General features: G+C 61.2%; 23 protein-coding genes. 8 read left to right on the top strand and 15 right to left on the bottom strand.

Features of this window, described 5'->3' with window-relative positions:
- Positions 1–599: 599 nt before the first annotated feature.
- The 7 genes from VSX56_RS07010 to VSX56_RS06980 all read right to left on the bottom strand — a co-directional run bounded on the left by VSX56_RS07010 (position 600) and on the right by VSX56_RS06980 (position 8,142).
- Positions 600–2,366 (bottom strand): purine-cytosine permease family protein, encoded by a 1,767-nt coding sequence (locus VSX56_RS07010; protein ID WP_350935921.1) that lies wholly within the window; start codon positions 2,364–2,366, stop codon positions 600–602.
- Positions 2,367–2,639: 273 nt separating this feature from the next.
- A complete protein-coding gene (locus tag VSX56_RS07005) occupies positions 2,640–3,941 on the bottom strand; it encodes a pyruvate dehydrogenase complex dihydrolipoamide acetyltransferase (RefSeq protein ID WP_350935919.1) in 1,302 nt (433 codons plus the stop codon).
- A 12-nt stretch (positions 3,942–3,953) separates the two neighbouring features.
- Positions 3,954–5,327 carry a pyruvate dehydrogenase complex E1 component subunit beta gene (locus tag VSX56_RS07000; protein WP_350935916.1) on the bottom strand — a complete coding sequence of 458 codons (1,374 nt, stop codon included), beginning with the start codon at positions 5,325–5,327 and terminating at the stop codon, positions 3,954–3,956.
- 14 nt (positions 5,328–5,341) lie between these two features.
- Positions 5,342–6,367, bottom strand: coding sequence for a pyruvate dehydrogenase (acetyl-transferring) E1 component subunit alpha (gene pdhA / locus VSX56_RS06995; RefSeq protein ID WP_339112717.1), 1,026 nt, complete (start codon positions 6,365–6,367; stop codon positions 5,342–5,344).
- 186 nt (positions 6,368–6,553) lie between these two features.
- Positions 6,554–6,850, bottom strand: a complete 297-nt coding sequence (locus tag VSX56_RS06990) for an FtsB family cell division protein (RefSeq protein WP_339112716.1) — start codon at positions 6,848–6,850, stop codon at positions 6,554–6,556.
- Positions 6,851–7,049: 199 nt separating this feature from the next.
- Positions 7,050–7,643 (bottom strand): peptidylprolyl isomerase, encoded by a 594-nt coding sequence (locus VSX56_RS06985; protein ID WP_434096013.1) that lies wholly within the window; start codon positions 7,641–7,643, stop codon positions 7,050–7,052.
- A complete protein-coding gene (locus tag VSX56_RS06980; RefSeq protein WP_339112715.1) occupies positions 7,636–8,142 on the bottom strand; it encodes a peptidylprolyl isomerase in 507 nt (168 codons plus the stop codon). Before VSX56_RS06980 ends, VSX56_RS06985 begins: the two co-directional genes overlap by 8 nt.
- Positions 8,143–8,355: 213 nt before the next feature.
- On the opposite strand from VSX56_RS06980, the gene VSX56_RS06975 reads away from it, so the two are divergent.
- Together VSX56_RS06975 and VSX56_RS06970 are read left to right on the top strand one after the other, a co-directional pair.
- Positions 8,356–9,546 carry a phosphoglycerate kinase gene (locus tag VSX56_RS06975; protein WP_350935913.1) on the top strand — a complete coding sequence of 397 codons (1,191 nt, stop codon included), beginning with the start codon at positions 8,356–8,358 and terminating at the stop codon, positions 9,544–9,546.
- A gap of 218 nt (positions 9,547–9,764) precedes the next feature.
- On the top strand, positions 9,765–10,667 hold the full coding sequence (locus VSX56_RS06970; RefSeq protein ID WP_339112713.1) for a fructose bisphosphate aldolase: 903 nt from the start codon (positions 9,765–9,767) through the stop codon (positions 10,665–10,667).
- A gap of 204 nt (positions 10,668–10,871) precedes the next feature.
- On the opposite strand, the gene tyrS is transcribed toward VSX56_RS06970, so the two are convergent.
- Positions 10,872–12,122: a tyrosine--tRNA ligase gene (tyrS, locus tag VSX56_RS06965; protein WP_339112712.1), complete on the bottom strand. Its 1,251-nt coding sequence runs from the start codon at positions 12,120–12,122 to the stop codon at positions 10,872–10,874.
- A gap of 59 nt (positions 12,123–12,181) precedes the next feature.
- On the opposite strand from tyrS, the gene VSX56_RS06960 reads away from it, so the two are divergent.
- Positions 12,182–13,279 (top strand): anhydro-N-acetylmuramic acid kinase, encoded by a 1,098-nt coding sequence (locus VSX56_RS06960; RefSeq protein WP_350935909.1) that lies wholly within the window; start codon positions 12,182–12,184, stop codon positions 13,277–13,279.
- Between the two features lie 124 nt (positions 13,280–13,403).
- Entirely contained in the window at positions 13,404–13,721 is a 318-nt protein-coding gene (locus VSX56_RS06955) for a hypothetical protein (protein WP_350935907.1), read from the top strand.
- Here the strand turns inward: VSX56_RS06955 and VSX56_RS06950 are convergent, their stop codons facing one another.
- The 4 genes from VSX56_RS06950 to VSX56_RS06935 form a co-directional block, all read right to left on the bottom strand.
- Complete coding sequence (locus VSX56_RS06950) at positions 13,722–14,147, bottom strand: cupin domain-containing protein (RefSeq protein ID WP_350935905.1); 426 nt, start codon at positions 14,145–14,147, stop codon at positions 13,722–13,724.
- Positions 14,144–15,058 carry a DMT family transporter gene (locus tag VSX56_RS06945; RefSeq protein ID WP_350935903.1) on the bottom strand — a complete coding sequence of 305 codons (915 nt, stop codon included), beginning with the start codon at positions 15,056–15,058 and terminating at the stop codon, positions 14,144–14,146. The genes VSX56_RS06950 and VSX56_RS06945 overlap by 4 nt, the downstream gene beginning before the upstream one ends.
- A gap of 200 nt (positions 15,059–15,258) precedes the next feature.
- Positions 15,259–16,536: a phosphopyruvate hydratase gene (gene eno, locus VSX56_RS06940; RefSeq protein ID WP_350935900.1), complete on the bottom strand. Its 1,278-nt coding sequence runs from the start codon at positions 16,534–16,536 to the stop codon at positions 15,259–15,261.
- A gap of 168 nt (positions 16,537–16,704) precedes the next feature.
- Complete coding sequence (locus VSX56_RS06935) at positions 16,705–17,412, bottom strand: endonuclease/exonuclease/phosphatase family protein (RefSeq protein ID WP_339112706.1); 708 nt, start codon at positions 17,410–17,412, stop codon at positions 16,705–16,707.
- Between the two features lie 166 nt (positions 17,413–17,578).
- Here VSX56_RS06935 and VSX56_RS06930 point away from each other — a divergent pair, with 166 nt between their 5' ends.
- Entirely contained in the window at positions 17,579–18,253 is a 675-nt protein-coding gene (locus tag VSX56_RS06930; protein ID WP_350935898.1) for a DUF2238 domain-containing protein, read from the top strand.
- Between the two features lie 3 nt (positions 18,254–18,256).
- On the opposite strand, the gene VSX56_RS06925 is transcribed toward VSX56_RS06930, so the two are convergent.
- Entirely contained in the window at positions 18,257–19,684 is a 1,428-nt protein-coding gene (locus tag VSX56_RS06925; protein ID WP_350935896.1) for a protein adenylyltransferase SelO, read from the bottom strand.
- 102 nt (positions 19,685–19,786) lie between these two features.
- On the opposite strand from VSX56_RS06925, the gene VSX56_RS06920 reads away from it, so the two are divergent.
- Positions 19,787–20,005 carry a hypervirulence associated TUDOR domain-containing protein gene (locus VSX56_RS06920; protein WP_339112703.1) on the top strand — a complete coding sequence of 73 codons (219 nt, stop codon included), beginning with the start codon at positions 19,787–19,789 and terminating at the stop codon, positions 20,003–20,005.
- On the top strand, positions 20,005–20,985 hold the full coding sequence (locus tag VSX56_RS06915; protein ID WP_350935892.1) for a DNA topoisomerase IB: 981 nt from the start codon (positions 20,005–20,007) through the stop codon (positions 20,983–20,985). Before VSX56_RS06920 ends, VSX56_RS06915 begins: the two co-directional genes overlap by 1 nt.
- Here the strand turns inward: VSX56_RS06915 and VSX56_RS06910 are convergent.
- Together VSX56_RS06910 and VSX56_RS06905 are read right to left on the bottom strand one after the other, a co-directional pair.
- Positions 20,982–21,917: a nucleoside hydrolase gene (locus VSX56_RS06910; protein WP_350935890.1), complete on the bottom strand. Its 936-nt coding sequence runs from the start codon at positions 21,915–21,917 to the stop codon at positions 20,982–20,984. The two genes, VSX56_RS06915 and VSX56_RS06910, sit on opposite strands and share 4 nt — an antisense overlap.
- Before the next feature lie 80 nt (positions 21,918–21,997).
- Entirely contained in the window at positions 21,998–22,999 is a 1,002-nt protein-coding gene (locus VSX56_RS06905; protein WP_350935888.1) for a Fe(3+) ABC transporter substrate-binding protein, read from the bottom strand.
- 243 nt (positions 23,000–23,242) lie between these two features.
- On the opposite strand from VSX56_RS06905, the gene VSX56_RS06900 reads away from it, so the two are divergent.
- Positions 23,243–24,085, top strand: a complete 843-nt coding sequence (locus VSX56_RS06900) for a MipA/OmpV family protein (protein WP_339112699.1) — start codon at positions 23,243–23,245, stop codon at positions 24,083–24,085.
- Positions 24,086–24,129 lie beyond the last annotated feature (44 nt).

Below are 24,129 nucleotides of genomic sequence, written 5' to 3'. Positions count from 1 at the left end.
CTTGAGGTCTGGAACCGACCGGTAGCCAGCGGCAGAAAACCACATCTAAGCCCGCGTCACTGCGGGCTTTTTTGTATTTTGGTGCTGTATCGACCGGGATGGTCTGGCGCTGATCGTCGGAACGGTGGTTGTTCGAGTTCCGATGCTGGCGTCCGACCGTGCACTTGACCACGATGCAGATCAGTTCACAGGATTTGAAAAGGCGATACACCGGAACCTTTGTCCCAGAAGCTTTCTGGATCAGTCAACCTTACCGCCAATATATGCTGTGATCGCCCGGGCAGTTTTAGCGCCAAGGTCACGTTGTGAACGCGAAGCCCTAGCGACCTGCGGAACCAGCGCCTGATTGACAGCGAACTATTCAAAATGACGCTCCGCCACGCGCTGAACGGCGCCCTCATCCTCTTGAGGCAGAGAGACGGACGAACGCTCGAATGCAGCGAATCCGCTCGGCGACAAAGAGTATCAACGTCGGCTGCTTCGACGGAGTTTTCCGGCAATAGCGCCCCGTCGTGTTGGGACAGTCTGGCATCTGCGCAGAAAAGACCCGCCACGCATGGCGCGGCAGGTCTGGTGCTCACTTCCCGGATCGCGGGTCGTCAGTTGCTCTGATTGGCATCCGTGACACGCATCGCAAGCGCGGCAAGGATGAAATAGCACAGCGTCAGCGCCATTGCGATCGAGTGGAAATTGGTGCGCAAAAGCTCATAGGCCCCGAGATCGGGTGCCGTAAAGGCCAGTTGCAGTGCCAGTCCCAACATCGACAGGAGCATAATTCCTGCACCGCCCAGCAGCCATTTGGCGATCTTGGCCGTGTGCTCGTTCGATGGATCCTCTTCCTCGTCATCCATCTGGGCTTGCGCATCACGGCGCTCCTCGAAGGCCGCGAGATATTCCTCGCGCTCGGCCTGCTGGGCTTCTCGCTTGGGCCAGTTTCCTTTCGCGCCCATGAAGGAGGCGAGGATCGGGTAGGAGACCAGCGCCAGAATATATTCCGGCAGGAAGATGAAGTAGAAGCTGATGGCTTCGGTCACCAGCAGGGTGATGGCGAAAGCGAGAGCGATCATCCATGTCACCAGCGCGGCAGGGTTCAGCTTTTTGCCCAGATAGCGTGACCAGTAGCGGGTCAGGCCCAATTTGGGGAAGAACCAGTGTTCAGCCACCACGATTGCGCCGATCGGTGAGAGGAGCATCGCGCCGTATACGGTCAGTGGCATGATGGATTGCGCCACGAAGGGGAAACACGCGGCAATCGCAATGAAGATACCAACGCCGAGCGTGACCTTTGCCCGCGATTTGCCCGGGAAAAGGGAGGTTGCTGCAAGCCCTGCACGGTAGAGGCAGGCATTGGCCGTTGTCCAACCGGCACACACCACAACAAGGATGCCGATGACGCCCAGTGTCGCGAAGGCCACATCGGCGCTATCGAGGCTGGTCAGGCTGGCGCTGACAATCAAAGCGGCACCGGCGCCCATCAGACCTGCCGAGATCCAGCCAATATAATGGCCGAGGAACATCCCGATCCCCGAGAAGAGGCCATAGCTCTTGTGTTTGGCGAAGCGGAAGATCGCCATGTCGATGAGGCCCAGATGGACCATTGCGCCATTCGCCCAGGCAAAGGCTGCCACTTCCCAAACGCTGATCCCGGGATCTCCAGTAGGGGTGCGACCGGTCCAGATCGTGTCCTGTGCTGCTTGCAGGAAGCCGCTGAAACCGCCGAAGTCCACCGAACCGGTGGCGTTATAGGCAAGGATCGGCAGGGCAATGGCTCCGCCGCAGATGAAACAGGCCAGCATCCAGGGCGCACAGATCGTTGCAAAATTCGCCATGGCCTCGAAACCGATGGCCGCCACGGCCACAACGACCGCGCCCACCAGAAGCGTGATCAGAACGAAGGTTCCGGAGGTCGGATACCATTCCGTCTGCACCGGCAGACCGAAAGCGAAGCGTACCGCATAGGCAGAGATAGTGATCATCGCCGCTGCAAGAGAGCCGTAAAACAGCAAGATCGCAATATTGTAGACCTTGGTGAAGTAGGGCCCCGCGATATGTTCGAGATAGGAGAAGAGAGAGCGGCGTGTCTCGACAGCGATCGGCGTGGTCACCAGCGTCCAGCTGGCCACCGCCAGCGCGTTGCCGATCAGGAGGCCGATCAGGACTTCCTTGGCGCCGACCCCCATCATCACGAAGGTGACGCCGATGACGAATTCGGTCGCGGCGATATGCTCACCGCCGAAAAGGCCGGCGAAGTAGCGCCAGCCGCGCACATGGCGAGCCGCAGGCGGAATGGCACCGCGCAGGTGTTTACGATGTTTTTGGGGCGAGGGAACGGAGGAAGCCAGGCTCTGGTCGTTCGAGAGTGTCATCTTTTTCCAGATGTTGTTGCATGGAGCGGACAGCCTTTCAGACCATCCCATGCAACTAAACCCTTAGAGCATGACAAGGTTTCGCAGATCCGTGAGCTTTTGTGAGTTTACCTCAAAATGACGTGAATCCGACGGCGTTTTGCAGGATGTTGTCGCGAGTGCAAAAATCATGAAGCAATCTTGAAGCGCAGCAAGCTGCGTGACCTATCTCCCGAGGGTAAATAGAAAAAGGCGCCCGGTGCCGGGCGCCTTTCAAACCGGTTCGAGAGGCAATTACGCCAGCATGGTCATCGGGTTCTCGAGGTTCTCGACGATAACCTTCAGAAGGTCCGCACCAAGCGCCCCGTCGATCACACGGTGATCGACCGACATGGTGACCGACATCACGGTGGCCACTTCGATCTCGCCTTCGGCATTCACCACCGGCTTTTTCACACCACCACCGACGGCAAGGATACCAGCATGGGGCGGGTTCACGATGGCATCGAAATTGTCGATACCGAACATGCCGAGGTTGGAGATTGCGAAGGAGCCGCCCTGATATTCATGCGGCGCGAGTTTGCGATCGCGGGCACGTTTGGCCAGATCCTTCATCTCGGAAGAGAGCGCGGAAAGCGACTTCATATCGGCGTCTTTCAACACCGGCGTGAAGAGGCCGCCCTCGATCGCCACGGCCACGGCCACATCCGACGGTTTCAGCTTCAGCACCCGGTCGCCCGCCCAGACGGCATTAGCGTCCGGCACGGCCTGCAGCGCTTGCGCCACGGCCTTGATGATGAAGTCGTTCACCGACAGTTTGACCCCACGGCCTTCCAGCTGCTTGTTCAGCTGCGAGCGGAACTTCAGCAGCGCATCCAGCTTGATGTCGCGGCGCAGGTAGAAATGCGGGATCGTCTGCTTGGCTTCCGAGAGGCGCGCGGCAATCGTCTTGCGCATCCCGTCCAGCTTGACCTCTTCGAACTCGCGGCCCTCATACATCTTGATGACGGCATCGGCCGAGGGGCCAGCAAGTGCAGCTTTGGCGACAGGCGCGTCGGTTTTGGCCGGAGCTGCAGCCGCGGCTTTGGGAGCTGCGCTTGCACCTTCGACATCGGCCTTCACGATCCGGCCACGAGGCCCGGAGCCTGCGATGGTCGCCAGATCCAGGCCTTTCTGGGCCGCGATACGGCGGGCCAAAGGCGAGGCGAAGAGACGCTTGCCATCCTTGGAGGGCGCAGCGGGGGCAGGGGCTGCGGCAGCAGGCGCGGCCTCTGCCTTGGGCGCCTCTGCGGGCGCCTCGGATTTCGCGGGCGCTGCCGGATTAGAGGCAGTCTCGATGGCCGAGGCATCCTCGCCCTCTTCGAGCATAACAGCGATGGGCGTGTTGACCTTCACGCCCTCGGTGCCTTCGGCGATCAGGATCTTGCCCAGAACACCTTCATCCACCGCCTCGAATTCCATCGTCGCCTTATCGGTCTCGATTTCCGCGATGATGTCGCCGGAGGCGACGGTGTCGCCTTCCTTCTTAAGCCAGCGCGCCAGCGTGCCTTCTTCCATCGTCGGAGAAAGGGCCGGCATCAGGATTTCAGTTGCCATCTCTGGATCTCCTTAGCGATAGGTGACTTTTTTCACCGCAGCGATGACTTCATCGGTGGTGACAAGAGCCAGTTTCTCGAGGTTGGCGGCATAGGGCATCGGCACGTCTTTACCGGTGCAGTTGATCACGGGCGCGTCGAGATAGTCGAAGGCGCGTTCCATGATGACAGCCGAGAGGTGGTTGCCGATGGAGCAGACGGGGAAGCCTTCTTCGACGGTGACGCAGCGGTTGGTCTTCATGACCGAAGCCAGCACGGTGTCATAATCGAGCGGACGGATTGAGCGCAGGTCGATGACCTCTGCCGAGATGCCATCTGCCGCGAGCTTCTCGGCCGCTTCCAGCGCATAGGTCATGCCGATCCCGAAGGAGACGATGGTCACATCGGTGCCTTCGCGCCAGACTTTTGCCTTGCCGATCGGAACCGTGAAATCGTCCATCACCGGCACTTCGAAGGATTTCCCGTAGAGGATCTCGTTTTCGAGGAAGATGACGGGGTTCGGATCACGGATTGCCGATTTCAAGAGACCCTTCGCATCGGCTGCCGAGTAGGGCTGCACGACCTTGAGGCCCGGGATCTGCGCATACCATGCGGCGTAATCCTGGCTGTGCTGCGCGCCCACACGGGCGGCGGCGCCGTTCGGGCCACGGAACACCATCGGTGCGCCCATCTGGCCGCCCGACATGTAGAGGGTCTTGGCAGCCGAGTTGATGATCTGGTCGATCGCCTGCATGGCGAAGTTGAAGGTCATGAACTCGACGATCGGACGCAGGCCGCCAAAGGCCGCGCCGACCGCGATACCGGCGAAGCCATGCTCGGTGATCGGCGTGTCGATCACGCGCTTCGAGCCGAACTCGTCCAGAAGGCCTTGGGAGATCTTGTAAGCGCCCTGGTATTCGGCCACTTCCTCACCCATCAGATACACGTTCTCGTCGCCGCGCATCTCTTCGGCCATCGCGTCGCGCAGGGCTTCGCGGACCGTCTGGGTCTTCATCTCGGTGCCTTCGGGCCAGTCTGCGGCGGTATTCGGCGCCAGCGGTGCCTCGGGGGGCTCATCGGATTTGGCGGTTGCAGGAACCGATGCGGGGGCAGGGGCGGCCTCTGCGGCAGGTGCCGAAGCCGTCTCGATATCATCGGCGGATTCGCCTTCCTCGAGCAGCACGGCGATGGGCGTGTTGACCTTTACGCCCTCGGTGCCTTCCTCGATCAGGATCTTGCCCAGCGTGCCCTCGTCGACCGCTTCGAACTCCATCGTCGCCTTATCGGTTTCGATCTCGGCGATAATGTCTCCTGCGGAGACGGTATCGCCTTCTTTCTTTAGCCAGCGCGCCAGAGTGCCCTCTTCCATGGTGGGCGACAGGGCGGGCATCAGGATTTCAGTTGCCATTCGTGTATTCCCTCTCAGGCGTTCTGCGGTGCGACTTCGGCGTAGATATCGGTCCAGAGCTCTTCGAGCGCGGGCTCGGGGCTTTCTTTCGCGAATTCGGCCGACTCGTTGACGATCGCCTTGATATCCTTGTCGATGGCCTTCAGGTCATCTTCGGTTGCGTGCTCGCCGGTCAGCAGGAGCTGGCGCACATGCTCGATGGCATCACGCTCTTCGCGCATCTTCTGCACCTCGTCGCGGGTCCGGTATTTCGCGGGGTCCGACATCGAGTGACCGCGGTAACGATAGGTCTTAACTTCGAGGATATAGGGGCCTTTGCCCGCACGGCAGTGCGCCACGGCTTTTTCGCCTGCGGCTTTCACGGCCAGAACATCCATCCCGTCAACTTCCTCACCCGCGATGCCATAGGCCTCGCCGCGCTTCCAGAGCGCCGGGGATTTGGTCGAACGCTGGACGCTCGTGCCCATCGCATACTGGTTGTTCTCGATCACGAAGACGACCGGAAGATCCCATAGCTGCGCCATGTTATAGGTCTCATAGACCTGGCCCTGGTTGGCCGCGCCATCGCCGAAATAGGCGAAGGTCACATTGTCATTGCCCTTGTATTTGTCGGCAAAGGCCAGACCCGCACCGATCGGTACCTGTGCGCCCACGATGCCATGGCCACCATAGAAATGTTTCTCTTTCGAGAACATGTGCATGGAGCCGCCTTTACCTTTCGAATAGCCGCCCTCGCGGCCCGTCAGCTCGGCCATCACGCCTTTGGCGTCCATGCCGCAGGCAAGCATATGCCCGTGATCGCGATAGGAGGTGACGCGCTTGTCGCCCTCTTTCGCGGCGGCCTCGAGACCGACAACAACAGCCTCCTGACCAATATAGAGGTGGCAGAAACCACCGATCAGACCCATACCATAAAGCTGGCCTGCCTTCTCTTCGAAGCGGCGGATCAGCAGCATGTCACGGTAGTAGCTGAGTAGCTCGTCCTTGGAGACGTTGGCACCGGCCTTCGGTGCAGTCCCCGAACTCTTGCGAGCAGCCATAGGCATCCTCCCTAAAAGCGGATAGTTCAGTATTAAACCATCTCTAGCGGAAAGCTTTCAGGAACACAATCACCGCATTGCCTGCCAATGAAAAAAGGGCGAGCGACACGATTATGTCAGACAGGGTAATGCAAAAACCCGCAAGCCTTGCCTGCGGGTCCGGATGTGGCGCCACTGTGGAAAGGCTCAGCGGATGACGACCTCGTCGCCGCGCACCAGCCCGAGAATATTGCGGGCCTGCTGGTCGAGGAGGTCGAGATCGAGATAGTCATCCGAAAGCCGGTGCGTGAGATTCGCCATCCTCGTCACCTCGTCGCGCAGCGTGTCGCGCTTCTGGGTCATATCGGTGATCTCCGCCTCGATCTGGACGCGCTTGAAGATCCCGTAAGACCCCTGCACAGCCGCAAAGGTGAAATACGCCGCAAGCACAAAGGCGATGGAAAAGAAGATCAGCGGCCCGACCGCCCGGTTTTTCTGCTGCATGTTCTGCCTATGTCGGGCGCGGGGACACGCGCCTCACTGCTCTGCCAAATATGGTGCGAAACTCGCGATGCCTCTTGTCGGGCAATGGACGAATTATGGCATGAAGGGAGCTTTACGCCTAGCTATTTCTGGCGGGGCCGAGGGCCGAAAATGAAAAAGGCGCCCGCGGGGGCGCCTTTTATGGAAGCCAGAGGCCGGATTACTTCTCGACCTTGGCCGAGACGATATAATCGGGCTCATCCACCAGACCATTCTTGGCGCTGTCGCCCTTCTTGATCTGGTCGACGATGTCCATGCCTTTTACGACATGACCCACAACGGTGTATTGGCCATTCAGATGGGGCGCATCGGCGAACATGATGAAGAATTGCGAATTGGCCGAATCCGGGTTTTGCGAGCGGGCCATGCCGACGATGCCGCGCACGAATTTCCGGTTCGAGAATTCTGCCGGAAGGTCTGGTTCGGTCGAACCGCCCATGCCGGCCATCGAAATCTGCGATGATCCGCGCTTTCCGAACTGCACGTCACCGGTCTGTGCCATGAATCCGTCGATGACGCGGTGGAAGACTACGTCATTATACTCGCCTTTCTCGGCCAGCTCTTCCAGACGTTCGGCGGCTTTGGGAGCCACATCAGGGAGGAGGTCGATGACCACCTCGCCTTGAACCGATCCGCCGATCTCGAGCACAAGATTCGGACCGGGCCCGTCAGGGGCCGTGTCCTGAGCACAGGCTCCGGTGGTCATCGCCCCGGCGCCCATTGCAAACAGGGCTGCCGCAACAAGATTACGCATCGGCAGCCACCGTGACCTTGATCATACGGTCGGGGTTTTTCGGGGGCTCGCCGCGCACGATCTTGTCGACATTGTCCATACCTGCGATCACGCGGCCATAAACGGTGTATTGGCCGTTGAGGAAGTGGTTGTCCGAGAAGTTGATGAAGAACTGCGAGTTGGCCGAGTTCGGGTTCATCGAACGCGCAGCACCCAGCGTGCCGCGATCATGCGGGATGCGCGAGAATTCTGCGGGAAGATCATCATATTGCGACCCGCCGGTGCCTGCGCGGCCCGGATTGTAGTCTTTTTCCATATTCGCGTTTTCCACGTCGCCGGTCTGCGCCATGAAGCCGTCGATCACGCGGTGGAAGGCCACGTTGTCATAGGCTCCGTCGCGGGCCAGCTGCTTCATGCGCTCGGCATGTTTCGGCGCGATCTCGGGCATCAGTTCGATGACAACCGGACCATCCTTCAGCTCGATGATGATGGTGTTTTCGGGATCTTTATATTCGGCCATAAGGTCCTCCTGAATCTGGCCTGCAATCTACACGACCATGCCGCCATGGAAAGCCGAAACCTGAGTTTTTCGCTCTCACAGCCTGTCACAGCCCGTCACGGGGTGTTCAGGGCGGGTGATCGCCTCTGTTGACGGCCCCCGATCCGCAGTGCAAGTTGCCGCCAAAGAGGCGCCGTCTATATGAGCCAAGGCGCCGGAATGAGGAGACACCCTATGGCTTGGAAAACCCTTGATGATCTGGACCTGGAGGGCAAGGTTGCTCTGGTTCGCGTCGACATCAATGTCCCCGTCGAGGACGGGCGCGTGACCGATACCACGCGCATCGACAAGATCGTGCCGACCGTGAAGGACATCTTGGCCAAAGGCGGAAAACCCGTTCTGTTGGCGCATTTCGGCCGCCCCAAGGGCAAAATCGTGCCGGAGATGAGCCTCAAGCCGCTGGTGCCCGCATTGGCCGAAGCCTTCGGCGTGCCGGTGCATTTCGCCGAGGATTGCATCGGCGGTCCGGCCAAACGCGCGGTGGCGGCACTGCCCGAGGGCGAGGTTTTGCTGCTGGAAAACACCCGCTTCCACGAGGGCGAGGAAAAGAACGACCGCGAGCTGGCCGCTGCCATGGGCGCGCTCGGGTCTGTCTATATCAATGATGCCTTCTCGGCCGCGCACCGTGCCCATGCCTCGACTGAAGCGCTAGCCCATGTGTTGCCCTGCGCGGCGGGTCGGCTGATGGAGGCCGAACTGAGGGCGCTCGAGGCGGCACTTGGCGAGCCTGAACGTCCGGTCACGGCGGTCGTGGGTGGGGCGAAGGTCTCGACCAAGCTGGACCTCTTGGGCAATCTTGTCAGCAAGGTCGATAATCTGGTGATCGGCGGGGGCATGGCCAATACCTTCCTCGTGGCGCAAGGCATCGATGTCGGCAAATCGCTCGCGGAACGGGATATGGCCGACACCGCGCTTGAGATTCTCGAGAAGGCAAAAGCGGCAGGCTGCACCATCATCCTGCCTGCGGATGTGGTGGTGGCGCGCGAGTTCAAGGTCAATGCCGAGAGCGAGACCGTGGCGGCGGATGCCTGCCCCGAGGATGCGATGATCCTTGATGCCGGTCCCGAGGCCGTGGCGCAGATCGTCAAGGCCTTCGAGGGCTCGCGCACGCTGATCTGGAACGGACCGCTTGGGGCCTTCGAGATCGCGCCGTTCGATGCGGCCACCAATGCCGCCGCCGCCAAGGCCGCCGAACTGACGGCGGAGGGCCGGCTGATTTCGGTCGCCGGTGGCGGGGATACGGTTGCGGCGCTCAACAAGGCGGGCGCTGCAGAGACCTTCAGCTATATCTCAACCGCAGGCGGTGCTTTCCTCGAATGGATGGAAGGTAAAACCCTGCCCGGCGTGGCAGCGCTTGGCGCGTAACAGGTCCTTGTAAACATGACGCGAAGGGGCGGCCTGAGGGCTGCCCCTTTTGCCATCTGGCGTGAAAGATGCCCGAATACTGGCAGCATTGCGCCAAGCTTCATGACAAAATGAAAGAATCCGAAAAGGTTAGCGCCATCAAGATTGTCTAAGCCCCTCCGTCGCGCTAGGTCTGGACTTAGCCCATTATTCATACTCCGTGCTGGAGGGAGAGACATATGCCGAACGCGCAACAAACCGAACAGATTTCAAAAGGTGACGGGTTTATCGCCGCGCTTGACCAATCGGGCGGTTCGACTCCGAAGGCGCTGCGCCTTTACGGTATCGAGGAGAGCGAATATTCCAACGATGCCGAAATGTTCGACCTGATCCACAAGATGCGGACGCGGATCATCAAATCGCCGGCCTTCTCCAACGGCAAGGTGATCGGGGCGATCCTGTTCGAGCAGACCATGGATCGCGAGATCGACGGCATCCCGACCGCCACCTATCTGGCCGAGAAATGCGGTGTGGTGCCCTTCCTGAAGACCGATAAGGGGATGCTCGACGAGGAGAACGGTTGCCAGCTTCTCAAGCCGATCCCGGGCTTCGAGGATCTTCTGGACCGCGCGGCGGCTGCCGGTATCTTCGGCACCAAGATGCGCTCGGTCGTCTCGGCCGCCAACCCCGAGGGGATTGCCGCCGTGGTGGCACAACAGTTCGAGCTGGGCGCGATTGTCATCAAGCACGGTCTGATGCCGATCATCGAGCCGGAAGTGACCATCTCGATCGCCGATAAGGTCGAGGCTGAAGCGATCCTGCGCGAGGAGATCCTCAAGCAGCTCGACGCCCTGCCGGAAGACCAGCAGGTGATGCTGAAGCTCTCGCTGCCGAGCGTGCCGAATTTCTACAAGCCGCTGGTCGATCACCCGCGTGTGCTGAAGCTGGTGGCCCTGTCGGGCGGCTACTCGCGTGACGAGGCCAATGCGATCTTGGCAAAGAATGATGGCATGATCGCCTCCTTCTCCCGCGCGCTGACCGAAGGCATGTCGGACAAGCAGACGGACGAGGAATTCGATGCGGCACTGGCGAAGGCGATCGACGATATCCATGCGGCGTCCCTGGCGCATGAGCCCGCCTGATTGTATCCGGAACTGAGTTGGGAAGGCGGGGCGTTTGCTCCGCCTTTTCCTTTTGGCATGCGGGGTAAGGGGACGCTCGCGCCCCCTCTTTGCGCTGCGCGCAAATTCACCCCCGAGGATATTTAGAGACGCTGGAATTGCAAAAGGGCGCCGGTGAGGGCGCCCCTTCAAGATGGATATGGCTCGGATCTGGCGTTGTGGGGATCAACCCAGTTGCACGAGCGCGTGGCGTTTCTTGCCAGCTGAGAGTTTGACCGGTGTCTCGAAATCGGTGGCGGTGAACATACGGCCCGCTTCGGTGCAGGTTTCGTCATTCACTTTCAGCCCGCCTTCACCGATCAGGCGTTTGCCATCCTTACCGGTTTTGGCAAGGCCCGAACGGGTTACGAGTTGGGCCAGGCTGATGCCATCGCCCAATTCTTCGGCCGAGAGGCTGAGGGTCGGAAGATCCTCGCCGGTGCCGCCTTTTTCGAAGACCTCACGCGCGGTGGCCTCGGCGGCGGCGGCCGCCTCGGCACCATGCAGAAGCGTGGTGACCTCGCGGGCGAGGATGATTTTGCCCTCGTTGATCTCCGAGCCCTGAAGGGCTGCGAGGCGGTCGCATTCCTCGACCGGCAGTTCGGTATAGAGTTTGAGGAAGCGGCCTACATCGGCATCCGTGGTGTTGCGCCAGAACTGCCAGAACTCGTAGGGGCTGAGCATCTCGGCATTGAGCCACATCGCGCCGCCTTGGGACTTGCCCATCTTGCGGCCATCCGAGGTGGTCAGCAGTGGCGTGGTCAGGCCATAGATCTCGTTATCGAGCACACGACGGGTCAGGTCGATCCCGTTGATGATATTGCCCCATTGGTCCGAGCCACCCATCTGGAGCGCACAGCCATAGCGGCGGTTCAGCTCGAGGAAGTCATAGGCCTGCAAGATCATGTAGTTGAATTCGAGGAAGGACAGCGACTGTTCGCGGTCCAGACGCGATTTCACGCTCTCGAAGGAGAGCATCCGGTTGACCGAGAAATGCCGCCCGATATCGCGCAGGAAGTCGAGATAGTTCAGGCTGTCGAGCCATTCGGCATTATTGAGCATGAGCGCGCCATTGCCGCCCTCGCTATAGTCGAGATAGCGGTCGAAGACTTGCTGCATGCCGTCGATATTCGACTGGATCTGCTCGGGTCCCAAAAGCGGGCGCTCATCCGAACGGAAGGAGGGATCGCCCACCTTGGTCGTGCCGCCACCCATGAGCGTGACCGGCTTATGGCCACATTTCTGGAACCAGCGCAGCAGCATGATGTTGAGCAGGTGACCCACATGCAGCGAGGCGGCCGTCGCGTCATAGCCGATATAGGCAGTGACCGTCCCGGAATAGAGTTTCTGGTCCAGCTCCTGCAGGTCGGTGCAGTCGGCCAGGAATCCGCGCTCGGTGATGATGCGCAGGAAATCCGATTTGGGATGGTATGTCATCTGGCTTGTTCCTTTCTGATAGGCATGCGTATATCGCTTGGTCAGGTAAAGGGGAAGCCATGTTGAAAGCAGGACCTGTCTGGGCAGTTGGCGCGATGTCGGGCACCTCGCTCGATGGCGTGGATGCGGCTGTCGTGCTGACGGATGGTGAGCGGATTCTCGATTTCGGGCGCGTGGATTATCGTGGCTATAGTGACGAGGAGCGCGGTATCCTGCATGCGGCACTCGGGCTGTGGCAGGGCGAGCCTGCGGTCGAGCCTGCGGCGGAGGTCGTCGAGACGGTGCATGCCGAAATCCTCTCGGGCTTTTCCGAGGCCGAGATTGTGGGCTTCCATGGTCAGACACTGGCGCATGATCCGGGCGGGCGCGGCACCCATCAGGCGGGCGATGGCGCGGTGCTGGCGGAGGTGCTGGGCAAGCCTGTGGTCTGGGATTTCCGCACGGCGGATGTCGCACTTGGCGGGCAGGGCGCGCCGCTTGCGCCCTATTTCCATTTCGCCTGTGCCAGATGGGCGGGGCTCACCGCGCCTTGCGTTTTTCTCAATCTCGGCGGGGTCGGCAATGTGACATGGGTCGATCCGCGTCTGACCGGACCAGAGGCCGACGGGGCGGTTCTGGCCTTTGACACAGGTCCGGCCAATGCACCGATCAACGATCTGATGCGTCTGCGGTTCAATCTCTCGCAGGATGAGGGAGGCGCGCTGGCGTTGCAGGGGAATGTCGACGAGGCTGTGGTCGCGCGGTTTCTGGAGCATCGCTATTTCCTGAAAATGCCGCCCAAATCATTGGACCGGAACGATTTCCACGGGGTGCTCGAACTGGTCTCCGGCATGGGAGATGCCGATGCGGCGGCAACGCTGACCGCCTGTTCGGCGGCGTCGGTGGCGCGCGGGTTCGAGCATTTTGCGACCCCGCCCGAGAGGCTCTATCTTTGTGGGGGTGGCCGGCTCAATGCAGCACTCGTGGCCGAGATCGCAAAACGCGTGCCGTGCCCCGTGGAGCTTGTCGAGGATATCGGGCTTGATGGCGATATGCTGGAGGCGCAGGCATTCGCCTATCTGGCAGTGCGGGTGGCGCGTGGATTGCCCACCTCGGGACCGTCGACCACGGGTGTGGCTGCGCAGGTGGGCGGGGGGCAGATCAGCCGGCCTGCCTGACATCGCGTTCTTTCCGCAACAGCATTAATCAATTGTTAACCTTTTGGCGCTCGCAACTTTGTGATGTCTGGCGGTGCGCGTAATTTCGCTCATGCCGATAACGATAAAAACGAGGCCGAGCATCATGAAAGCGCTTATTCTTGTCCTGCCCCTGATGATGGCGGGCTGTGGTCATACGCCCGACATCGCGTCACGGCTGCCTGCGATCCAATTCGTCCCGGATCTGCCCTCTCCCGCGGCTCTGATGCGCCAGAAGGCACCCGATTACACCTATAACGGCCAGATGATTACTTTCACGCAGGTTGATCCGACCTTTGACGATGATGCGCCTGCTGGGCGTAATTACGCGCAGGCGCAGGGTGTCTGCACGGATCACGGCTTTGATTTTGTTGAATATTGGGGCGTAACCGAAAACGGTCAGCGCTTCTTCTGTAGCAACTGATCAGCCGCGCGGAATGTCGAAGCCTTTCGGTGCAAGGGTAAAGCCCTCGAACCGGAAGCCGGGCGAGACGGTGCAGCTGACGAGGCTATACTCCCCCGTGCTACAGGCTGCCTGCCAGTGATGGGGCGGCACGATCACCTGCGGGCGCTCTCCGGCGAGGATATCGGGGCCGAGCCGGTAGTCCTTAGCCGGCCCCGTATCGCTTGGTGCAAGCGACAGGGTCAGCGGCGCGCCGGCATGCCAGAGCCAGATCTCGGTCGAATCGACCTTGTGCCAATGGCTGGCTTCACCTGCTTTCAGAAGGAAATAGATGCAGGTGCCCGCTGTGCGGCCTTCGCCTTCGGCGATCCATGTCTGGCGATAGTGGCCCCCTTCGGGATGGGGGGCCAGCTGGAGTGTTTCGATGATATCATCTGCAGTGCTCATGGCGCATTGAGCGTTGGTTGGCGGCGCAGTGTCAAGCGTGGACTGGTGATCTGGGACAGGCTGACCCCGAGGAGTGTCAGAGCCGTGCCGATGATCTGCAGGAGGGCAGGTGTCTGTCCGAGCGCCCAGCCGATCAGCACCGCAAAGACCGGCACGAGATTGAACAGGATGGCGGTCTTTGCCACGCCGCGCGCGGCGATCGCCGCCGTCCAGAAGATATAGGCCAGCATTGAGCCGAGGATACCCATCCACAGAGAGGCGATCAGGCTGGGCGGCGTCGCGGCGCGTGCGAGGGTGACAAGATTGCCCTCATGGAGGCTCGTTCCGATCAGGGCGAGGGTGCCGAAAACCATCGTCCAGCTTGTTGTGGCAAGCGGGGAGGAGCCCCGTATAAAGCGCGTGCAACCCACCCCATAGGCCGCCCATGCCAGTGAACCGGCAAGAATGACCAGATCGCCGGAGTTGAGCCTTCGGGAGATATCGTCAATGTGCCCCTGTGCGAGCACCAGTGCGACGCCCGCAAAGCTGAGTGCCATGCCGGATAATGCGCGCCAGCTTGGGCGTTTACGCGACAGGATCGCGTCGAAGATGGCAGAGGTGATCGGGGTGGTGGCCATGATCAGTGCCGCCGTTTGCGGGGTCGTGCTTTGCAGCCCGATGCAGAGCGCCGCATTGAATCCGGCAACCCCGAGAATGCCCAGAATGATATAGGCGAGCAGGTTCCGCCTGAGAGGCGCCATGGCCAGCCCTTCACGCCAGATAAGGAGCACGAGGATCGCGATTGTCGCGATGAGAAAGCGCAGGCTTGCCACGCTTAGAGGCGGCAGGCTGCCAAGGGCGATGCGGGTCGCCTCGAAATTGCTGGCCCAGAAAGCTGTTGCGGCAACACCCAGAATAAGCGGTCTTTGCATGTGATATCCTTCGGAGGAGATCCGGCCCATCAGGGGCAGGATAGGGATCACGCGACCGGTAGCGCAGGGGCAAACTACGCGTGGTTTCGTTTTCCGTCTTCCCTCAACTACGCGTAACCGCTTTCCAAATACGGAAAGTATCGCCACTGAAAAAGGCGCGGAGAATCTCCGCGCCTTTCTCCGAAGTATTCACTGAAGTCTTATTTTTTCAGGATCGAACGGCCCGCATAGATCGCGGTCTCGCCCAGCATTTCCTCGATACGGATCAGCTGGTTGTATTTTGCCAACCGGTCCGAGCGTGCCAGCGAGCCGGTCTTGATCTGGCCGCAATTGGTGGCAACTGCGAGGTCCGCGATGGTCGCATCCTCGGTCTCGCCCGAGCGGTGCGACATGACATTGGTGTAGCGTGCGCGGTGGGCCATATCGACGGCCTCGAGCGTCTCGGTCAGCGAACCGATCTGGTTCACTTTCACCAGCATGGAGTTTGCCACGCCTTGCTCGATGCCATCGGCCAGACGCTTGGGGTTGGTCACGAACAGATCGTCGCCCACCAGCTGGATCTTGTCGCCGAGTTTCTCGGTCAGGATCTTCCAGCCTGCCCAGTCATCTTCCGCCATACCGTCTTCGATCGAGATGATCGGGTATTGCTCGCAGAGTTTCACAAGATATTCGGCATTCTCTTCCGAGGTGAGCGAGAGGCCTTCGCCCTTCATCTCGTATTTGCCGCTCTTGTAATATTCGGTCGAGGCGCAATCCATCGCCAGATAGATATCTTCGCCCGGCTTGTAGCCGGCTTTCTCGATGGATTTCAGGATCACATCGAGCGCTTCCTTGGTCGAGGACAGGTTCGGCGCAAAGCCACCCTCATCGCCCAAACCGGTGGACAGACCCATCGCGGTCAGCTCTTTTTTCAGCGTGTGGAACACTTCCGAGCCCATACGAACGGCTTCGCGGATATTCGCGGCCGAGACGGGCATGATCATGAATTCTTGGATGTCGATCGGGTTATCGGCATGTTCGCCGCCGTTGATGATGTTCATCATCGGAACCGGCAGAACGCGGGCGGAGGTGCCGCCGACATAGCGGTAGAGCGGCTGGGTGGTGTAATCGGCGGCGGCTTTCGCACAGGCCAGCGACACGCCCAGGATCGCGTTCGCGCCAAGGCGGCCTTTGTTCTCGGTGCCGTCCAGCTCGATCATCGTGCGGTCGATTTCGACCTGCTCGGTGACATCGGCGCCCACGAGGGCTTCGGCGATCTCGCCATTCACGGCGGCAACCGCGTCAAGCACGCCTTTGCCCATATAGCGGGCCTTGTCGCCATCACGCTTCTCGACCGCTTCATGCGCGCCGGTCGAGGCCCCCGAGGGCACAGCCGCGCGGCCCATGGTGCCGTCTTCGAGGATCACGTCGACTTCGACGGTCGGATTGCCGCGGCTATCGAGGATCTCGCGCGCGTGGATATCGATGATGGTGCTCATATTACTCTCTTCCCTTGTCGTTGCACAGCTGTGCTTAATGGGCCGCGTAAAGCTATAACTTCGCCAAGCCCCAGTGAAAAGGGCGTTGTTACCGCTAACGCGAGTGTTAGCGACACAACTTCATGAAATTTGTGGAATGTTCGTATGACATCCGCATAGTCAGGTAGATCAGCGCCGGCGCCGCAGACCTTTCACATCAGCCCAGATCGGCAGATGGTCCGAGGCACGCCGCGTCAACTGGGTGTCGAGCACTGCCATTTTCGCGATGCTCGCACGGTTGCAGGTCACGATTCGATCCAGCTTGCCGACCGGCGCGACCGAGGGGTAGGTGGCGCCAGGTGCATGGACCGAGAAGCCGCTCAGCGCCTCGAAGCCGGAACGCCCCGACCATTCGTTGAAGTCACCAATGGCGAGGGCGGGCGCGGGAGAGGCTGCCAGCATCTCCTTGGCTATCCGCGTCCATTGCGCGCGCCGGTCCGCCCGGCGTAGCCCCAGATGGGCTGCAAAAATGGAAAAGGGCAGATCGCCCTCGGCCTTGATATGTAGATGCAGCGCGCCGCGCGGCTCGAGGCCGGGCAATTCGATCCCCTTGCAATCGATCATCTCGACGGTCTTGCGCACCAGAAATGCCTGACCGTGCCAGCCCAGACTATCGGGTCCGGTGCGGGGTTGCTCGATGGTGCAGAAATCCGTCTCGGCCTCGATAAGGGACGCAGTCAACGCAGCCGGACGCGCGCCGCGCCGGCGGTCAACTTCTTGCAGCGCAACGATATCGGCATCCAGCGTGTTGAGCACCTCGATAATCCGGTTGGGATCTCGGCGGCGGTCCACCCCTACGCATTTATGAATGTTATAAGAAGCAATTCGGAGAGTCATTGGTCGTCAGCATGGTCAATTTCACGCAGAGATATAGATCTAATGCGCGGGATGTCACCTTGCCGTCGCGAAAAATTCCAATATTGCGATATATTCGCCGAGAATTTTTTGTGAGCAGAGCGTGAGCATCTTCCCCGCACTGCGATTTGCCCCCATCATGAGAGCTATGAAAAACTTCCTACTCCTCGCGGCGTTTTTGCGCCAGCCCTGGCCGGTGCGCGTGATCTGGTCGCTTCTGGCCATCGAGTTATGTCTGGCCCTTGTCGAACGGCAATGGCCACTTGCGGGGGTGGCGCTGTTTACCTTCGGGCTGACACTCGTGCCGCTCTATGTTAGCTCGCGCATCGGAATTTCCATGCCCACGGCGCTGGTTGTGGCGATCACCGGCTTTATCTTCGCCACGATCTTTCTCGGCGAGGCGTTCGATTTCTACAACCGCTTCTGGTGGTGGGACATCGCGCTGCATGGCGGATCGGCACTCGGCTTCGGCCTTGTAGGCTTCATGTTCGTCTTCATGCTGTTTGAAGGCGACCGCTATGCCGCGCCTCGCTGGGCGATGGCGCGAATGGCGTTTTCGGTGGCGGTCACCATTGGCGCGGTCTGGGAGATCTTCGAGTTCGGCATGGACCAGATCTTCGGCACCAATATGCAGAAATCCGGCCTGATGGACACGATGGGCGATCTGATCGTGGATGTGATCGGCGGCGCTTTGGGGGCGCTTGCGGGCTGGGCCTATCTCTATGGTCGCGGTCCCGGTTTTACCCGCGCTTTCTTCGAGGATTTCGTCGCCCGCAACCGCCGGTTCTTCCGCAAGATCGGCAATCGGGTCGGGCGACGCTAGGGGTTATGTCCCGCAGAAGGTGCGCATAACGCGCTCACCCAGATCGGGCGCCTTCTCGTAGGCGGCAAAGCCCGGTGCTTCCGCATAGGGCTCGGCCAGCGCCTGCATCAGGCGCTCGAACGGGGCCAGATCACCGGCCTCGGCGGCATTGATCGCCTCCTCTACGCGATGGTTGCGCGGGATGCGCAGCGGATTGGCTTCGGCCATCACCGCCTGCGGATCGGTCTCCCGCGCCAGACGTGCCCGCCAGTCGGGCGCCCAGGCTTGCCACAGGGCAGGGTCCATGAACTCCGCCCCCGCATCCTCTCCTCGGCGCATCGCCGCAAAGACCCGCGTGAAATCGGCCTGACCCTGAGCCATCGCGGTCAGGAGCCCCTGGATCAGGTCCAGCTCCTCCATCCCTGCATCGGCAATTCCGATCTTCTGCCCGAAACGCTTCAGCCACTGGCTCTGGTAGAGCGGACCGAACGCATTGATGGTCAGTGTGGCGTCCTCGATGGCCTTCTCCTGCTCGCCCATCAGCGGGATAAGGCAGGTGGCGAATTGCGCCAGATTCCACGTGGCGATCTGCGGCTGCGCGCCATAGGCATAGCGGCCATATTGGTCGATCGAGCTGAACACCATCTCGGGATGATAGATATCGCTGAAAGCACAGGGGCCATAATCGATGGTCTCGCCGGAGATCGCCATATTGTCGGTATTCATCACGCCATGGATGAAGCCGAGGCTCATCCAGCCCGCGATCAGCGTCGCCTGCGCCGCGGTCACCGCCTTGAGGAGGTCGAGCGGGCTCTCGCATTCGGGATAGAGCCGCGCGATCACATGATCGGTCAGGGTCCGCAGCCCCTCCACATCGCCGCGCGCGGCGAAATACTGGAAGGTGCCGACCCGCACATGGCTGCGTGCCACCCGCGCCAGCACCGCTCCGGGGCGCTGTTTCATGTCGCGCAGGATGGTCTCGCCGGTAAAGGCCGCTCCAAGTGCGCGTGTGGTGGGCAGGCCAAGCGCATACATTGCCTCCGACACCACATATTCGCGGATAACCGGCCCGACCCATGCCCGCCCGTCGCCACGGCGCGAAAACGGCGTGGGGCCGGAGCCCTTCAGCTGCAGGTCGAACCGGCCCTCGGGGGTCGTGACCTCGCCCAGGAGCACCGCGCGCCCATCGCCAAGTTGCGGCACCCAGCCGCCGAACTGGTGACCGGCATAGGCCTGTGCGATCGGGGCCGCGCCTTCGGGGACATGGTTGCCCGCGAGCATAGCCACACCCTCGGGACTGCGCAGGAAGGCGGGATCGATGCCCAGATTGCCTGCCAGCGCATCATTGACGGCGATCAGCTGCGGCGCTGCCACGGGTGTGGGGGCTTGCGGCGCGAAGAAACGCTCGGGCAAGGCGGCATAGCTGTTGGTGAAGCGGATGGGTGCGGTCATGAGAGGCCTCCTGTTGGTTCCGATATAGGCCCCATGGCCGCTGACGGGAACCCCGACCCTCCGAATTCGTTTGGGCGGTAGCTAATCGTGAAGGGGGCGGCTATGGGGAATTCTTACCGGACCGGACAATGGGTCACATGGAACTGGGGGCAGGGCGAGGCCAGAGGCAAGATCGCCGCGCGCCATGAGGAGCGTGTCGAGCGCCAGATCGACGGCTCCAAAATCACCCGCAATGGCAGCGCCGAGAACCCCGCCTACGAGATCCATCAGGAGGACGGGGCGCGTGTGCTCAAGCTCGGTTCCGAGTTGGAGGCGGGGTGATGGACGGCGCGCGTCTGGCGGATCTGCCGAAAGGCCTGTGCTTCTATCCCGATAGCCGTCCGGGGATCGCGCGCAGGCGCTGTGGGCGGGGCTTCAGCTACATGATGCCCGATGGCACCACACTTGCCCGTGGCCCCGAGCGGACCCGCGTCGAGGCTCTGGGCATTCCGCCCGCTTATGAGAATGTCTGGATTTCTCCGCGCGAGAACGGGCATCTGCAGGCCACGGGGTTCGATGCGCGCACGCGCAAGCAATATCGCTATCACACACTCTGGTCCGAGGCGCGGGCCGCCGAAAAATTCGGCACACTTGCCGCCTTTGGCCATGCGCTGCCACGGATCCGGCGCGGCGTGACGCGGGATCTGGCCGAGGGGCCGGGCGAGATGGGGTTTGCGCTGGCTGCTGCCGTGCTCTTGATCGACCGTCTGGCGATGCGGGTCGGCAATGCTGCCTATACCGAGGCCAATGGCAGCTACGGGGCGCTGACGCTCCGCCGCCGCCAGATGCGACTTTGCGATCAGGGGCTGCGACTGAGCTACACGGCCAAGGGCGGCAAGAAGGTGCGGCGCCTGCTCACAGACCGCAAGCTGTTGAAAGTGCTCGACCAGGCGCGCGATCTGCCGGGGGCCGAGCTGATCACATGGCTCGATGATGCGGGCGCACCGCATGCGTTGGCCTCCGATCAGCTCAATGCCTATCTGTCTGACCTAGGTCAGGGAGATTTTACTGCCAAGACCTTCCGCACATGGTCGGGGTCGCTGGCGGCATTCGAGGCGGCAGAGGCGGGGGGCGAGACCATCAAGGCGCTCTCCACGGCTGCAGCCAAGCGGCTGAACAACACGCCCACCGTCGCCCGCAACAGCTATATCCACCCCAAGGTCATCGCGCTGGCCGAAGAGGGCCTGCCCGAGATCACGCCCGTGAAGCTGCGCGGGCTGACCGTGGCAGAGACCCGCCTTCTGGCGCTTCTCGAGGGTTAGAGCGTGGCGAGGCGGTCGCTGATCAGCGCGAAGAAACGGTCGCGATCGACCTCGCCCATGAAGGTGGCATTGGGCGCGCGCTTGCTGACGCGCCACCAGTCCGCCACCGTCATGCCAAGGGTCAAGGGCGAGTCCACCTCGATCTCGACATTGATGAGACGGCCGGAAAACAGCGTCGGATCGATCAGGTAGCCGATAGTGCAAGGGTCGTGCAGTGGCGCGCCGCCCGAGCCGTATTTCTCCATATCGAAGCGCTCGAAGAAATCGGTCCAGGACGCCACCGCCTCGCCGAGAGGCGTGCCCAGATCGCGCATCTGCTGCACCCACGCGGCGGAGGTCATGGCCTTATGCGTCACATCGAGCGGCATCATCGTCACCTTCACCCCCGCGTCCAGCACGATCTTGGCCGCTTCCGGGTCGACATAGATGTTGAACTCGGCGGTGGGAGTGATGTTGCCGACCTCGAAATAGGCCCCGCCCATCAGCACGATCTCCTCGATCTTCGCAGCCAGTTCGGGGGCGCGGTGCAACACGGTCGCGATATTGGTCAGCGGACCGATCGGGACCAGAGTGATCGAGCGGTCCCCGGCGGCCCGCAACGTTTCGATGATGAAATCCACCGCATGTTGCTCCTGCACGGGCATTGTGGGCTCGGGCAGAACGATCCCGTCAAGGCCGGTCTTGCCGTGGACATGCTCGGCCGTCACCAATGCGCGTGACATAGGTCTGTCGCAGCCCGCAAAGATCCTTACATCGCGGCGTCCTGCCAGTTCGCAGATCTTGCGCGCATTGCTTACCGTCAGATCCAGCGGCACATTGCCTGCGACACAGGTGATGCCCAGCAGCTCCAGCTCGGGGCTGGCCAGCGCCAGCAGAATGGCCACGGCATCGTCCTGGCCGGGATCGGTATCGATGATGATTTTGCGCGTCATGTCTGCTCTCCTTTGGAGGGGCAGGTTGAGCGCAGGCGCGGGATTTGTCCAGCGGGCGTCATGCCCGCCGGACGCGTGGGTCAACCGTCGAAGTTCACCGCCTCGATCAGCTTGAGGGCCTCGGGACGCATCCTGGCGATCTCCACAAGATCGAGCCCGTCGGGGGTGAAGGCGCCCCAGCTTTTGACCAGATCCGAAGGATCTACGCCCTCTTTCACCGGAAACTCGTGATTGGTCTCGGCATAGATATGCTGCGCCTCATCGGAGACGAGGAACTCCATCAGTCTCAGCGCCTCGTCCTTGTTGGGGGCGGATTTGGTCATCGCGACGCCCGATATGTTCATATGTGTGCCACCGCCCTCGAAGACGGGGAAGCGGATCGACACGCTATTGGCCCATTCGGCGCTCTCGTCATTGGCCAGCATCTGGCCCATATAATAGGTGTTACCAAGGCTGATATCGCATTGACCCGCCCAGATGGATTTCACCTGACTGCTGTCATTGCCCGAAGGCTTCAGCGCCAGATTGGCCTTGAGCCCTGTCAGCCAGTCACGCGTGGCCTCCTCGCCGTGATGGATCAGATAGGCGGCGGTCAGCGCGACGTTGTAATCGGAGGTGAAGGGGCGGGTGCAGATACGGCCCTTCCATTTGGGGTCGGCCAGATCCTCATAGGTGGTGATCTCGCCCTCGGCCACGCGCTCCTTGGAGGCATAGACGATCCGCGCCCGTGTGGTCAGTCCGAACCACTGATGGGCAGGGTCACGGAAGGCCGCCGGGATCGCGGTATCAAGGGCCGGATCCTCGACCGCTTGCGTGACGCCGCCATCCACAACTTGCGTCAGCCGCGCGATATCGACCGTCATCACCAGATCGGCGGGAGAGCGGCGGCCCTCGGCCTGCAGGCGCTCGACCATACCCTGCGCGATATAGGCGACATTGACCTTGATACCGGTTTCCTTGGTGAAAGCATCCAGCAGCGGCTGAACAAGCTCGGGCTGACGGTGCGAATAGATGTTCACATCGGCCATCGCAGGCAGGGGCAGGGCCGCGAGAGCTGGCGCGAGAAGCGGAAACAGACGCATGGAAACCTCCTATTTGGACGCAACCGATATGCCAATTCCGTGAAAACCGGTCAATACCTGATCTTTTTTATCGGCATATCGACGGGTTTCGCAGGGGCGTGACATATCCTTGCAACAGTTTCGCGCGAAATTGAGCGGGAAGGTAGCAAGTTTTGTGATCTGCGCTAAGATAACCGCAAATGATTGACAGGCGCGGTGCTGCATCACTGCAGGGGCCGCGCTCAAGAACGAGGGAATCATACCGTGACCCAGATCACTGCGAAAATCGCCGCCGCTTCTGTTGCCCTGATGCCGCTTGTGGCCGGTGCCGCCTTTGCCCAGGATAGCCAGTCCGAAGGCTATCACTTCGATACGCCGCGCGTCTCCACCCAGTCATCGGGCGCAGGGGTGAAATTCACGCTGGGGGCAGGCGTTGCGGTCACTCCCGAATATCCCGGCTCGGATGATTTCACCGTCGGTCCCGATATGGTCGTGCGCTTCCACGCTCTGCAATATGGCGGGATGACCTATGGCAATCCCGACCCCTATGCCGAGAAATCGGGCTTCTCGGTTGCGGGGTCGTTCCGCTATATCGGCGAGCGTGATGCCAGCGACTATTCCGAGCTGCGTGGTCTTGACGATGTGGAGGATTCTCTCGAGCTGGGTCTCGGCTTTGCCTATGACACCCCTGTCTATGAGGTCTTCAGCACCGTGCGTTACGGCGTTATCGGTCATAACACCTGGGTTGGTGAGGTCGGTGCCGACCTCAAGATGCACCCGACGGAGCGTCTGACCGTCACCTTCGGGCCGCGCGCCTTCTGGGGCACCGAGCGTTATGCTGACACCTACTATGGTGTGACGGCGGCGGAATCGGCGGCGTCCGGTGGATCGCTTGCCGCCTATGACCCCGATGGCGGTTTCCTGTCGGCTGGTGTCGAGCTGGGCGCGAATTACCGCTTCGACGGCGGTTGGGGTGTCGAGGGCGCGGTGCGCTACGACAAGCTGATGAACGATGCCGAAGACAGCCCGATCACGCAGGCCGGATCGGACGAGCAGTGGAGCATGTCCTTCGATGTGACGCGCGTGTTCACGCTGGGCGCGATGTAAGCCTGCCCATAGCCGATCTTAGACAGCCCCCCGCGAGGGGGCTG

This window comes from Thioclava kandeliae, from assembly GCF_040297545.1.
Lineage (GTDB): Bacteria > Pseudomonadota > Alphaproteobacteria > Rhodobacterales > Rhodobacteraceae > Thioclava > Thioclava kandeliae.
This window is presented reverse-complemented; position numbering and strand designations above follow the sequence as displayed.